The 13,588-nt window shown below is 41.4% G+C and carries 15 protein-coding genes and 1 tRNA gene; 4 read left to right on the plus strand and 12 right to left on the minus strand.

Going from position 1 to position 13,588, the window contains the following annotated elements:
* Positions 1-95 precede the first annotated feature (95 nt).
* Positions 96-305, minus strand: coding sequence for a hypothetical protein (locus tag FG11_RS09215; protein ID WP_047534535.1), 210 nt, complete (start codon positions 303-305; stop codon positions 96-98).
* A 113-nt stretch (positions 306-418) separates the two neighbouring features.
* On the opposite strand from FG11_RS09215, the gene FG11_RS09220 reads away from it, so the two are divergent.
* The 3 genes from FG11_RS09220 (at position 419) to FG11_RS09230 (ending at position 3,128) form a co-directional block, all read left to right on the plus strand.
* A complete protein-coding gene (locus FG11_RS09220) occupies positions 419-961 on the plus strand; it encodes a hypothetical protein (RefSeq protein WP_047534537.1) in 543 nt (180 codons plus the stop codon).
* A 419-nt stretch (positions 962-1,380) separates the two neighbouring features.
* Entirely contained in the window at positions 1,381-1,797 is a 417-nt protein-coding gene (locus tag FG11_RS09225; RefSeq protein ID WP_047534540.1) for a plasmid mobilization protein, read from the plus strand.
* Complete coding sequence (locus FG11_RS09230) at positions 1,797-3,128, plus strand: relaxase/mobilization nuclease domain-containing protein (protein WP_052185009.1); 1,332 nt, start codon at positions 1,797-1,799, stop codon at positions 3,126-3,128. Before FG11_RS09225 ends, FG11_RS09230 begins: the two co-directional genes overlap by 1 nt.
* Here the strand turns inward: FG11_RS09230 and FG11_RS09235 are convergent.
* From FG11_RS09235 to recA, 6 genes are all read right to left on the minus strand, one after another.
* On the minus strand, positions 3,125-4,387 hold the full coding sequence (locus tag FG11_RS09235; protein ID WP_081978205.1) for a site-specific integrase: 1,263 nt from the start codon (positions 4,385-4,387) through the stop codon (positions 3,125-3,127). The two genes, FG11_RS09230 and FG11_RS09235, sit on opposite strands and share 4 nt — an antisense overlap.
* Positions 4,388-4,462: 75 nt before the next feature.
* Positions 4,463-4,556: transfer RNA gene (locus FG11_RS09240), tRNA-Ser, on the minus strand.
* 79 nt (positions 4,557-4,635) lie between these two features.
* A complete protein-coding gene (locus tag FG11_RS09245; protein ID WP_020182795.1) occupies positions 4,636-5,871 on the minus strand; it encodes an aspartate kinase in 1,236 nt (411 codons plus the stop codon).
* 99 nt (positions 5,872-5,970) lie between these two features.
* Entirely contained in the window at positions 5,971-8,619 is a 2,649-nt protein-coding gene (gene alaS / locus FG11_RS09250; protein ID WP_047534548.1) for an alanine--tRNA ligase, read from the minus strand.
* Positions 8,609-9,064, minus strand: a complete 456-nt coding sequence (recX, locus tag FG11_RS09255; protein ID WP_020182797.1) for a recombination regulator RecX — start codon at positions 9,062-9,064, stop codon at positions 8,609-8,611. Before recX ends, alaS begins: the two co-directional genes overlap by 11 nt.
* A 39-nt stretch (positions 9,065-9,103) precedes the next feature.
* Positions 9,104-10,132 carry a recombinase RecA gene (gene recA, locus FG11_RS09260; RefSeq protein ID WP_020182798.1) on the minus strand — a complete coding sequence of 343 codons (1,029 nt, stop codon included), beginning with the start codon at positions 10,130-10,132 and terminating at the stop codon, positions 9,104-9,106.
* 205 nt (positions 10,133-10,337) lie between these two features.
* Between recA and FG11_RS09265 the strand changes: the two genes are divergently transcribed.
* On the plus strand, positions 10,338-10,673 hold the full coding sequence (locus FG11_RS09265; RefSeq protein WP_020182799.1) for a hypothetical protein: 336 nt from the start codon (positions 10,338-10,340) through the stop codon (positions 10,671-10,673).
* Positions 10,674-10,680: 7 nt separating this feature from the next.
* On the opposite strand, the gene FG11_RS09270 is transcribed toward FG11_RS09265, so the two are convergent.
* The 5 genes from FG11_RS09270 to mog are packed head-to-tail and all read right to left on the minus strand — an operon-like array spanning position 10,681 to position 13,577.
* Positions 10,681-11,163, minus strand: coding sequence for a CinA family protein (locus FG11_RS09270; RefSeq protein ID WP_047534551.1), 483 nt, complete (start codon positions 11,161-11,163; stop codon positions 10,681-10,683).
* Positions 11,151-11,639 (minus strand): phosphatidylglycerophosphatase A family protein, encoded by a 489-nt coding sequence (locus tag FG11_RS09275; protein ID WP_025224864.1) that lies wholly within the window; start codon positions 11,637-11,639, stop codon positions 11,151-11,153. Before FG11_RS09275 ends, FG11_RS09270 begins: the two co-directional genes overlap by 13 nt.
* A complete protein-coding gene (gene thiL, locus FG11_RS09280) occupies positions 11,623-12,594 on the minus strand; it encodes a thiamine-phosphate kinase (RefSeq protein WP_235276373.1) in 972 nt (323 codons plus the stop codon). The genes FG11_RS09275 and thiL overlap by 17 nt, the downstream gene beginning before the upstream one ends.
* On the minus strand, positions 12,584-12,973 hold the full coding sequence (locus tag FG11_RS09285; RefSeq protein ID WP_047534554.1) for a VanZ family protein: 390 nt from the start codon (positions 12,971-12,973) through the stop codon (positions 12,584-12,586). Before FG11_RS09285 ends, thiL begins: the two co-directional genes overlap by 11 nt.
* A 1-nt stretch (position 12,974) precedes the next feature.
* Positions 12,975-13,577, minus strand: coding sequence for a molybdopterin adenylyltransferase (mog, locus tag FG11_RS09290; protein ID WP_047534557.1), 603 nt, complete (start codon positions 13,575-13,577; stop codon positions 12,975-12,977).
* Between the last annotated feature and the right edge of the window lie 11 nt (positions 13,578-13,588).

A 13,588-nucleotide genomic window follows, 5' to 3' on the forward strand; every position in this document is an offset into this window, starting at 1 on the left:
CTACGAGTAGTGATTCATGCTAAGCAATTTGAAGAAGTTAGAGCTTTTGAGGATTGCTATATATCTACAATAGTAAAAATTTAAGAATTGTCAAACTACCACCAAGGTTTTGTAGCAAAATTTAATAATGCTGTCATTGAAGTATTGTAATCAGCTATACCTAACATTGCTGCAAGTAAGACTAAACCAACTAATAAAAAACTAGCCAGAGTAATAATCAGAACCCACATTAATATTGGATAAACAAGCTCTTTCCAAAATCCTTCAGCTAAAAAATCAAACCACTTTAATAATGTATCTTTCACAATAAATCTCCTCTTCTATATCTTTAAATCTAATAAATTTGAATTGAATGTCAAATTTCAAACTTGATATTTGAGATTTTTCTATTAGATTAAATCTATATTTGAGGTGATTTATGAAAAATCCATTAACAATAATGACTGATTATTTTGAAGAACTGATGGATATAGATAAATTGGATATTGATAAATCAGAATCAGACAAACTTAAATTTATAGCTTATTCAAAAATGAATCTTTGGACTTTTTTTGATTTACATAGATTAGTGGGTAAATCAATAAAATATGAAAATAATTACTACACTCAAATTCACGATATGCCTAAGCATTTTATGATTTTTAAAGAGTTGCAAAAAAGAATGCCAATTATTCCCAAGGAAAAATTTAGTATATTTATTGACGAAAATGACAAAAACAAATATTTATCAGATTTAAAAAATATGCTTGATTCTGAATATCAAAAAAGTTGCTTAAATGGAATGGATAGCACTTACATGTATCCTGAAGAAATCATGAGTAACATAGATAATTTATTAAAAATGAAGCCTGATGATGCTTTTGAGAGTTTGGAAATAAGTACCATGAATTTACTTGCTTTAAAACTTGATAAGCAAATACCTAGGAAAAATGGTATTCAAGAAAAAATATCTAAAATCTAAAATTAGTTAATTTTTTTAAGTTTTACGACTCCCCCCGTTACTCAACACAATAAAAATGGGGGAGTAACACTTCAACACTTTTCACACCTTCTTTTAGTTTATATAGTGTTGCTTGCAACTATGCTTTTCCTCTCTCTTTCTAGGTTTTTGGTTTTGTTTTTATATATCCAGAAATCAAAAAATATCTAATAAATCTCACACTAATTCATACTTTTTTATCACTTCGATTCGACATTCAAAAAAAAATCACTAAGATAAATAGTAGAGATAAAGAATTTAAGCAAGCGTAACCAAGAATACGTATAAATAAATTTTCTACGAAAATTGATTGATAGTATCTTGAATATTTTGGGGTTCCCCCAATCCCCTTGATAAATCTTAACCTCCTAAAAAAATAATAAGAATAAAGGAGTGGTGTTATGGAGAGTATTGAAAAAGTAAGAACTGGCAGAACTGGATTTGAAGTAAATAGATTAATAAGAAATCAAAGAATTGAGATCCAAGCTTCACCCACTGAGTATGAAATTTTAGAAAATTTAACTATAAAAAATAACTACAATTCAATTGCATCATATATTCGTGAAGTTGCACTTGAAGGCCCACCACTTCAAGGAACTAAGAAAACAAGAACACTTGAAAGAAAAAAATTAAGTAGTGATCTAGGTAGAGTTGGCTCAAATATCAATCAAATTGCCAAAACCATTAATCAACATATTTTAAAAAGTATAGTTAGAGGTGTTGATCCAAATGAGCTAATTGCATTGCTATTGCAATCAGATATTGCACAAATTAAATCAGATTTAGCTGATATTAAAAAAGCATTATTGAAAAAATAATGATTACTAGACTTTTTAATTCTGGCACTTCAAATGGTCAATCACCAGTTAATTATTTATTAGGTGATAAAGACCATACTGGAAAAACTCGCTCAGTTAAACCAGAGGTGATTAGTGGAGATCCTGATACAACAATATTTTTAATTAACAATATTGATAGGAAATTCAGATACACAAGTGGAGTTTTATCATTTAGAACAAATGAAAAACCAACAGAAGCACAACAAAAAGAAATTATTAATGCATTTAGAAAATCATTTATGCCTGGCCTGAAACAAGATAATTTTAATGATTTATGGGTTGGTCATTATGACAAAGGCAATTTTGAAATGCATTTTTTAGTTGTGGCTGAAGAATTAAAAACAGGTAAAAGATTAAATATTTCACCTCCCGGCAAAAGAAACCAAGAGTTTTTTAATACCTTTACAAAGGTAGTTAATCAAAATTATGGCTGGGATCAAGTCATAGCAGATCCACTAAAAGTTGCATTGTCAGCATTTGATTTAAAAGTGGATAACAAAGAAGCTAAAACTTCAAAAGTGATTAAAAATTATATTAGTGAAAAATTACACACAAATATATTAAATGGGAAAATTGGAGATAGAAATCAACTCATTAAATTTTTGAAACAACATAAAATTGAAATTACTAGAGTTGGCAAAGATTATCTTTCAATCAAAATGCCTAATGAGTTAAAAGCAAGAAGATTAAAAGGACCTATGTTTGAAGCAGGTGCAAACTATACTGATTTGATTAAACAACACTATGAATCAAAAATACCTACTCAATTAAATGCTATTGAATATAAAGAAGCTAAAAGCAAATTACAGGACTTTATAAATGATAGAACTGCATTCAATACTAAGTTATACCTAACACCCAGAACTTCATTTAGAAGACCTAGAAAAGCTAAACAACCTACTAATGTAGTGCAATCACTAAAACAAGATATTAAAAATATTGATACAAAAATGCCTGAACTACCAACCAAAAATCTGACACAAGATGAAGGTATTGCACCAAATCAATTCAAAGATAATATTAAACAGATTAGAGATAAAGCTAATAGCAAGCAACCAAGCAGTGGTGGAACTTCAACAAACAATGTTGCTGCAGGAAGTATTCTTTCACAAATAGGATTTTTAGAAGCTGATTTGCATCAAGTGAATATGCAAATAGGAAGTGAGAAAGATCCTAAAAAAGTTTCTGAATTAAGAGCTAAATCTATCAGACTTCAAATGCAGATTAGAATCATGTATCAAAATTTGAACTCAGCTAATGAGAAATTTGCTGAACAAATGAAAAAAGCATATTCAACTAAAAAATACTAATCTTGATAAAAAGGAATACTCAAATCTCTAGCAATAGTCATTTGAGCAATAGAAATCTCATCTTTAAGTTTTGCAACTGTGACAGTGTTTCTATATAGCTCAACATTCACATTATCAATTTCATGCCCCATAAAATAACATCTTGGCTCTAATCCAACATTAAGATTAAAAAAAGTATCATTCACAAATTTTCTGATGGAGTGGAATACTAACTTTTTTCTATCAATACCAACAATTTTCATGTGTCTTTTAAATTTTTGACTAACAGCATTGCCAGAACCTTTGCCAAGTCTATTCTCATATTTAAAGACTTTGCCTTTAATATTCACTTTAGCACCAAATTTATTCTCAAAAATTTCTTTAGGAATTGGTATCTCTCTAGTGCCAGCTTTGGTTTTACTATCTCTAATTTTGATAAAGAAATTATCTAAATGGTCATATTGAAACTGGTCTTTAGTTAAACTGGTAATTTCTGAAATTCTGCAACCAGTGATAACAGCTAACACTACACACCAGTAATAATCAGGATCTTTAACCTTTTGAGTTTTCATGTAATCACTATTAAAGATTAGCTTCATCTCAGGTAATTCAAAAATAGCAAAACCATTCTTTTCATACTCAGTTTTACTGACAATATTTTTATTAGAAGCTGGATTGGGTATAGAGCAATAGTGCAATCTGATTGCAAAGTTGTATAAAGCTCTCACAACAGATACTTTATTATCAACAGTCCTAGTGCTATTGCCATTGGTTTTTAAATGCACTTGAAACCTTGCAATATCACTCTCAAGCACACTATTGATACTGGGATTCTTTAGAAACTTGGCAAATTCATTGATAGCATTTTTATAAGCTAATACTGTGGCTGGTCTTTGTTTATCATTTAACAAAAACATTTGATCTAAAACTTCAAGAATTTTTAAACCAGATTGTTGAACTGGTGCAGGAGCTGGAGTTGATTTAGCAGCATGAGCAATGCCTTCATTTTCAACTTTAGTTAATAATGATTGCAAAGCTATCATCATATTTGCATGATCTTCTGCACCATCAGATTCTAAAATACCTTCTTTTAGATTGATTTTATACTTGTTGAAACCAGAAGAATCAGTTGCCATTTTACAGACTCGCATTAGTGCTAGAGCCTTAATAATAGCCGTTTGTTTGTCATTTGTGTGAAGTGATTTTTTGACTTGTATGCCAAAAACTCTAGTATGGAAATAGTAGGTATTCCCACGGAGATAAACTGGTAAAGTCAGCATGTTGCTACCTTTTTTGCTACCAGTTCTCGATACTACTATATTGCTAAACTACTGAATTAAAACATTTATATGACTTGGCGGAGAGCGAGGGATTCGAACCCTCGATACAGATTTAAGCCCGTATGCTTCCTTAGCAGGGAAGTGCCTTCGACCACTCGGCCAGCTCTCCGTTTACTACGCTAATTGCTTTTGCAATTTGAGGGCGTGATACTACTTGAATCATCCTCAAAAATCAATTTAATCTTTTGTTACGCGGCCTCTAATTCAAACGCTTTGTGCAATACACGTACCGCTAGTTCCATGTACTTTTCATCAATCACCACTGCAATTTTAATCTCACTGGTGGAAATCATTTGAATGTTGATGCCTTCTTCTGCCAAAGTGCGGAACATTTGGCTAGCAATGCCCACATGCGAGCGCATACCCACACCCACCACGGATACTTTAGCAATCTTATCATCGCCATTGATTTCACGTGCTTGGATATGCCCTTGCACTTTGTCACGCAAGATAGACAAAGCCTTGTTCATCTCGTTTTTATGTACGGTAAAGGTAAAGTCTGTAGTGCCATCAGCGCCCACGTTTTGGATGATCATATCTACATCGATATTGGCATCGGCCACTGGGCCAAGAATTTGATACGCAATACCAGGCTTATCTGGCACGCCTAATACTGTAATTTTGGCTTCGTCACGATTAAATGCGATGCCTGAGATAATGGGTTCTTCCATGCTGTCATCCTTACTATCTTCTTCAAATGTAATCAGTGTGCCATCGCCATCTTCATCAAAGCTGGAAAGCACACGCAACTTAACTTTATATTTACCGGCAAACTCTACAGAGCGAATTTGCAATACTTTACTGCCCTGTGAAGCAAGCTCTAACATCTCTTCAAAGGTAATTTTTTCTAAACGGCGTGCTTCTGGCACTACACGTGGGTCAGTCGTATAGACACCATCCACATCCGTATAAATTTGACATTCATCAGCACCCAATGCTGCTGCCAAAGCCACACCGGTGGTATCTGAACCACCACGGCCAAGTGTCGTGATGTTGCCATTGGCATCCACACCTTGGAAACCAGCCACCACACAGACATAGCCATCTGCCAAATCACGCTTCAGATTATGCTCATCAATATTGAGGATACGCGCTTTGTTAAATGCGTTGTCGGTCAAAATTCTAACTTGCGTACCAGTGTAGCTTTTCGCTTTAATGCCTAGCTCCATCAGTGCAAGTGCTGTCATACCAATCGTCACTTGCTCACCCGTAGAAACCATCACATCTAACTCACGTGGGTCAGGGTCTGGCATGATTTCTTTTGCCAAGCCAATCAAACGGTTGGTCTCACCAGACATTGCAGACACCACGACGACTACTTGGTGCCCCATCGCTTTGTAACGTGCCACGCGCCTTGCTACATTACGAATCCGCTCTGGATTCGCAACGGAAGTACCGCCATATTTTTGTACAATTAGTGCCATGTTTAACTCTTTTAATCACCCAAATAAAATAATTGTTATATTTGCATTACCACTAGTATGCCATTGACGCCTTACAGTAGGCTTACTCAGTTCTTTAATTTAGCCTAATTTGGCTTTTACCCAAGCTTCTACACTAGCCAATGCCGTAGACAGTTGACTTGGATCTGTGCCGCCTGCCATCGCCATATCCGGCTTACCACCACCTTTACCGCCCACTTGGCTAGCCACGTGATTCACCAAATCGCCCGCTTTGACTTTAGCAATCAAATCTTGCGTTACACCGGCAGCCAAGCTCACTTTTCCATCGTTAACAGCGCTTAACACAATCACTGCCGACTTGAGTTTGTCTTTCAGTTTGTCCATGGTTTCGCGCAGACCATTGGCATCAGCACCTTCTAGCATCGCAGCCAATACTTTGACGCCTGCAATATCTATTGCCTGCGCAACCAAATCATCACCCTGCGCGGATGCCAGCTTGGATTTTAAACGTGCAAGTTCTTTTTCAAGTGACTTTGCATGTTCGTTCAGTTGTGCAACTTTGTTGGCTAACTCATGTGCAGGCGCTTTTAAATCGTTCGCCAATTGTGTAATCAAGGCTTGTTGCGCATTGATTAGCTTTAACGCGCCTTCACCGGTAGTGGCTTCCACACGCCGTACACCAGCGGCCACACCACTTTCAGATGTAATTTTGAATAAGCCAATATCACCTGTGCGGCTTACATGGGTACCACCACACAACTCACGGCTTGAGCCAATATCCAATACGCGCACTTCATCGCCATACTTCTCACCAAATAACATCATGGCGCCAGTTTTTTGTGCAGATTCAATATCCATGACGCGCGCCTGTGTCGCAGCATTCGCTAAAATCTCTGCATTCACAATCGTTTCCACTTGCGCGATTTGCGCATCGGTCATGGGCGCATTGTGCACAAAGTCAAAGCGGGTTTTTTCAGTATCAACCAAACTGCCTTTTTGTTGCACATGCTCGCCTAATACTTCGCGTAATGCTTTGTGCATCAAATGGGTGGCGGAATGGTTACGCATAGTGTTGGCACGTGCTTGTGTATTCACACGTGCAGATACAATATCGCCTACGTTTAACGACCCTGTTTTTAATACGCCATGGTGACCAAACACGGTGGCCTGAATTTTTTGGGTGTCTTCTACGGCAAAAATGCCATCGCTTGCGCGCAACTCGCCACTGTCACCAATCTGACCACCTGACTCTGCATAAAACGGGGTATCGTCTAATACCACCACGCCCATATCACCTTCACTCAGGGTGTTAATAGAAGTGCCATCTTTATATAGCGCCAACACCTTAGCTGACGTTTCCAGTTTTTCGTAACCGTGGAAAGTGGTGGCTCGACCGTCATATTCCAGATTCGTCGCCATTTTGAATTTTCCGGCAGCCCGCGCTTGTTCTTTCTGGCGTGCCATCGAGACTTCAAATTCAGCCACATCAATTTTTATGTCACGTTCACGAGCAATATCCGCTGTCAGATCAGATGGGAATCCATATGTGTCATGAAGTTTAAAAGCTAAATTGTCCCCTAACAACAAATCAGTGCCGACGGGATGTTTAGATAAAGCGGCTTCCAAAATTTGCATGCCATTTTCAATGGTTTCAAAAAAGCGGTCTTCTTCTTGTTTAAGAATGTCGTCAATACGTTTTTGCTCACTCACCAGCTCTGGGTAAGCACCGCCCATTTCTTTGACCAAGTCTGGCAACATATGATGAAAGAACGCACTACGCACACCTAATTTATAGCCATGACGAATCGCGCGGCGAATAATACGGCGCAATACATAGCCACGCCCTTCGTTGCCAGGAATCACGCCATCGGCAATCAAGAATGAACAGGCACGGATATGGTCTGCCAATACTTTTAGACTTGGGCTGGCTAAGTCAGCGGCTTTGGTTTCACGTGCCGCTGCTGCAATCAGCGTTTGAAATAAATCAATCTCATAGTTGGCATGCACGCCTTGCAATACTGCCGAGATACGCTCCAATCCCATACCCGTATCCACACTTGGTTTAGGCAATGGATGCATCACGCCCGCCTCATCGCGGTTGAACTGCATAAAGACGTTGTTCCAAATCTCAATGAAGCGATCGCCATCTTCATCCGGGCTGCCCGGAGGTCCACCCCAGTGTTTGTCGCCGTGATCGTAAAAGATTTCCGTACATGGGCCACATGGGCCGGTGTCACCCATCATCCAAAAGTTGTCTGAGGCATAGCGTGCACCTTTGTTATCGCCAATACGAATGACTTTCTCTACGGGCACACCAATTTCTTTGGTCCAAATATCAAAGGCTTCATCGTCCTCTGCATAAACCGTGACTAGCAATTTCTCTTTAGGCAACTTGTAGACTTCGGTCAGTAACTCCCATGCGTATTGAATCGCATCACGCTTAAAGTAATCACCAAAGCTGAAATTGCCGAGCATTTCAAAGAAAGTATGGTGACGTGCGGTGTAGCCCACGTTTTCTAAATCGTTATGCTTACCACCAGCACGCACACATTTTTGGCTGCTCGTCGCACGGGTATAAGGACGTTTATCAAACCCCAAAAACACATCTTTAAACTGATTCATACCCGCATTGGTGAACAGCAAGGTCGGGTCACCATGTGGCACAAGTGAGCTAGACGCCACCACTTGATGGCCTTTAGAGGCGAAGAAGTCTAGAAATGCTTGGCGGATTTCGTTACTGCTGGGTTTGCTACTGAGTTTAATTGTCATCTTCAAACTTACTATTCAATACGTTCTTTATAATGTCAAAACCAAAACCTCGGCTTTGTAAAAATCTGGCCTGTTTGGCCCACTCCTCGCGGTTTTGTGGACCTGCTTTAAATTTCTTGCGCCACACCTCTCGCGCATTGTCCAACTCAGTCTCTTTAAGTGTTTCTACTGCCTGCGTAATCAGCTCGTCTGCCACACCTTTTTCACGTAACTCATGTGCTACCTTTGCACTACCAAATTTGGCTTTACGCGCATGCACAATTTGCTCTGTAAATCTTGCATCACTTAGCCAACCACGCTGTTTAAAATCATCTAGTAGCGCTGGTATATCATCCGTTTCTTCTGCATACGCTTTAAGCTTTTGGCTTAACTCGGCATAAGAGTATTCACGTTTAGCCAGATACTCCAGCGCGCGTTGCCTTAATGACTTCTCGACCATTGCCATTGGCTAACATGCAATTTTCTGCAGCTGACAAAAGATAAGTTAATCGTCTTCGCCACGTGCAGAAGGCATCACCTCGGCAATTTGTTTTGCATTGGCGCGAATTTTCGCTTCAATCTCTGCAGCGATTTCTGGATGCTCACGTAAATACTCTTTCGCGTTTTCTTTACCTTGGCCAATTTTCTCGCCATTGTAGCTGTACCAAGCACCGGCTTTTTCTACCAATTTAATATTCGCGCCTAACTCAATAATTTCACCTAAGCGAGAAATCCCCTCGCCATACATGATGTCAAATTCGGCCTGTTTAAACGGCGGCGCTACTTTATTTTTAATGACTTTGACACGCGTTTCGGAACCAGTGACTTCATCACCTTTTTTAATCGCGCCGGTACGACGAATATCTAAACGCACGGATGCATAGAATTTAAGCGCATTACCACCAGTCGTGGTCTCTGGGTTACCAAACATCACGCCAATTTTCATGCGGATCTGGTTAATAAAGATGACCAAGGTGTTGGTGCGCTTGATGTTACCTGTCAACTTACGCAAAGCTTGTGACATCAAACGAGCCTGTAAGCCCATATGGCTATCACCCATCTCGCCTTCAATTTCAGCACGCGGCGTGAGTGCAGCGACAGAGTCGACGACGACAATATCCACAGAACCTGAGCGTACAAGCATGTCCGCAATTTCAAGCGCTTGCTCACCTGTATCCGGTTGGCTAATCAGCAAGTCCGGCACATTCACGCCTAGTTTGGCTGCGTATTGTGGATCTAGCGCATGCTCCGCATCAATAAACGCGGCCACACCGCCCACCTTTTGCATTTCGGCAATCACAGAAAGCGTTAAAGTCGTTTTACCTGAGGATTCTGGGCCATAGATTTCAACAATACGACCACGGGGCAAGCCTCCAATCCCTAGCGCAATATCCAAACCCAAAGAACCTGTGGAAACCGCTTGAATATCTTCCCCGATATCGGAATCACCCATGCGCATGATGGAGCCTTTGCCAAATTGCTTTTCAATCTGAGAAAGTGCGGCTGCTAGCGCTTTGCTTTTGTTGTCATCCATGTAAATTTTGCCTTTATTTTAAACCACTTAAATTAACTGACCATTATTTCATAAATTGCTATTTATGGTAAGCACCAAGCACTGTTCGCTCGTCATTTACTTAAGAAACCATCATGCCCAAATTATTCAGAAAACGCTTGTAAACTTTTGCTAATTGAACGCGTTTTAACTGGTAGGGAGTGACCATTTATTAGATGGAGGAGATATGAAAATTTTAAAAGCTTTATTTGTAACCATCGCGATTACTGGTGCAACGATGTCGGTAGCCAGTGCGCGCGATTCATTTAGTCTAGGTGTAAATATTGGCGGGTATGGCTATGCGCCACCGCCTGCCGTGTACTATTACCCTGCGCCAAGCGCCGTCTATTATGGAGGGCCCGCTTACTATGGACCACCGCGTGCAATTCGCTACGCTCCTGTAGTGCAATATCGTTACTATAATAACGACCACTACCAAGGACATCACCGTGGATGGGACAGAGGCCGCGGCGATTGGGATCGTGGTCACAACCACGGTGGCAGAGGTCGTGGTCGCGACTAGCGCATTATTATTTAAGCATACCCATCAAGCCTAGCAACATATGTTCTGCGGCTTGATGTCGTATCTGCGTCCGATCCCCGCGAAACAGTTGCGTTGAACGCTTCAGTCGGCCATCGGCATGTGCCCAAGCAAAACAAACTGTGCCGACAGGCTTTTGCTTGGTGCCCCCACTTGGCCCAGCAATGCCCGTGATACTGCCTGCTAGACTCGCCTGACTGTTTTTTAATGCCCCCTGCGCCATCGCTACCGCGGCTTGCTCGCTCACTGCACCATACTCATCCAACGTCTGCGCAGACACACCAAGTGCATCCACTTTGGATTGATTGCTATACGTAACAAATCCACAATCAAACCAAGCTGAGCTGCCCGCAACACTAGTGATAGCCACAGCAGCTAGGCCACCAGTGCACGATTCCGCTAACGCCAGCACCTCTTTGCGTTGCTTAAGCTGCGCACCCAACTCTTCAGCCAGCAGCACTAATTCATCCATATCCATCCTTGTATACATACAATGGCATATAACGCTGCCAATAAGTCATCTAACATCACGCCTAACCCGCCTTTTACCATGGCATCGCACTGACGAATTGGAAAAGGCTTCCAAATATCAAACAAGCGAAATAATAGAAATGCGGCGAGCCACCATCCCCATTGTTGCGGCGTAAATACAAGCACCAGCATCATGGCCACGATTTCATCCCAAACGATGGCGCCATGGTCACTTACCCCTAAAGCAAGTCCAGTCTGATGACAAAAATAAATGCCCAAAGCAAACAACACAGCAATCATTAGCAATTGCTGAGACATCGCCAGATGCATGACGCCTAGAAAGAACGGAAAACCTACCAAAGTACCCAATGTACCAGGCGCTTTAGGGGATAACCCAGTGCCAAAGCCAAAACTTAAACAATGCACAGGGTGCGATAGCAACAATTTCAATGAAGGCGCACTAGCCAAAATGATCAAACCCCTTTCCGGCAAAAGATAATGGCTGGTTCTGATATGTCAGTAGCAAGCCTGCGCCAGAAGTCACTTCACCAATGCATGTCAAAGGCACGCCGCACCGCTGACTGAGTACTTCAATCTCGGCACGCTTGTGTTTAGGTACGGTAAAGCACAATTCATAATCATCGCCACCGGATAATATCGCTTGCTGGAAAAGTGGACTATGTAACGATTGTTTTACCATGGATAGACAAGGTACTTTCTCTAAATCAATCTCTGCCCCCACATCTGACGCCTTGAGGATATGACCTAAATCAGCAATCAGCCCATCTGAGATATCGATACAGCTATGCGCCATACCTCTCAACCCCATGCCTATGGCCAAACGCGGCTGTGGCTGATGCAACGCTTTTAAACAGTCGGCCAAGATCACATCCGGCACTATCAATTTTTTTTGTATATGTGCCAAGCCTAACGCCGCACTCCCCAGCATACCTGATACCCAAATATCATCCCCCACTTGCGCGCCGCTGCGTAACAACGCCTGACCAGTTGGCACCTCGCCCATGATTTGCACGGTAATATTGAGCGGTCCACGTGTGGTGTCGCCCCCTATCAAATCAATATCAAATTGCGTGGCGCAATCAAAAAATCCTTGTGCAAATCCTGCCAGCCAATGCGAATTCTGCTCCGGCAAAGCTAGCGCAAGTGTGATCCATTTTGGCATGGCGCCCATGGCTGCCATGTCCGACACATTGACGGCTAGCGCTTTCCAACCAATCCATGCCGGGGGGCAATCTGCGTAAAAGTGAGTGCCTACTACAGAGGCATCGACCGATACCACCAACTGACAATGTGGTGCAACACGCACTAGCGCGGCATCATCCCCCACACCTAAATCGGCCTTGGGTGTGGCGCGTGTAAAGTACCGTGCGATTAAATCAAATTCGCCGTGCATTTCAATCTCATTGGGCATCTGATACTACTTTACTTACATACGGCAATCGCACGAGCCAACTGTACACGATCAAACTGATGGCAATACCGACAACATCTGCCAACCAATCTCCCACACTTGGCATACGGGTAATCGTCCATGCCCCCTGCGCCCATTCGATAACTGCGCCATACATAGCGAGCCCAACTGCCGATTGCCAACGCCACTTGGGAAATGCAAGCAACGCCAGCAAAGTGAGCATCACAAACACGGCAATGTGCTGTACTTTATCCCAATATGGCCAGCCACCCTCTTTGGGAGGTAGCTCAATTAACATGAGATAGGTAACCAACATGAGTAACAGCATAAATAGGTACGGCAAGCTTGCAACTACCCAGCGTTTAATGATTTGTATCATGTTATGTAGACTTCACTGCTGACTTAGGTCTAAACGCAGTCACAATATCGGCATGCGTCTCTAAATAAGGCATTGGCGCATCCGCCGTAGCTAACAAATCCAAACAATAAGGTACTGCTGCAAAAATACCATGGGCAATGACTTTGCCATTGTTATCTTTCAAGCCCTCTAGCGTTTCCTGAATCGCTTTGGGCTGGCCAGGTAGATTAATTATCAAGCTTTGTTTACGAATCGCGGCCACCTGCCTAGACAAAATTGCGGTGGGCACAAAGTGCAAACTAATCTGGCGCATCTGCTCACCAAAGCCCGGCATTTCTCTGTCAGCAATGGCAAGTGTGGCCTCTGGCGTTACATCTCGCAACGCAGGGCCGGTACCGCCCGTCGTCAAAATTAAATGGCACTTTTCCACATCGACCAAATCGACCAGCGTGCTGGAAATTAGCATTTGCTCATCAGGAATTAAACGTGCCTCCACCACAAATGGTGTCAGCAAGGCCTTTGTCAGCCACGCCTGTAAACTGGGGATGCCTTTGTCGTCATACACGCCTTGCGAAGCACGATCACTGATTGAAACCAAGCCTATTTTTATGAATTGTTTTACCATTTTGCTGTCAC

Origin of the sequence: Methylotenera sp. N17 (genome assembly GCF_000799155.1) — a bacterium.
In the GTDB taxonomy this organism is placed as follows: Bacteria; Pseudomonadota; Gammaproteobacteria; order Burkholderiales; family Methylophilaceae; genus Methylophilus.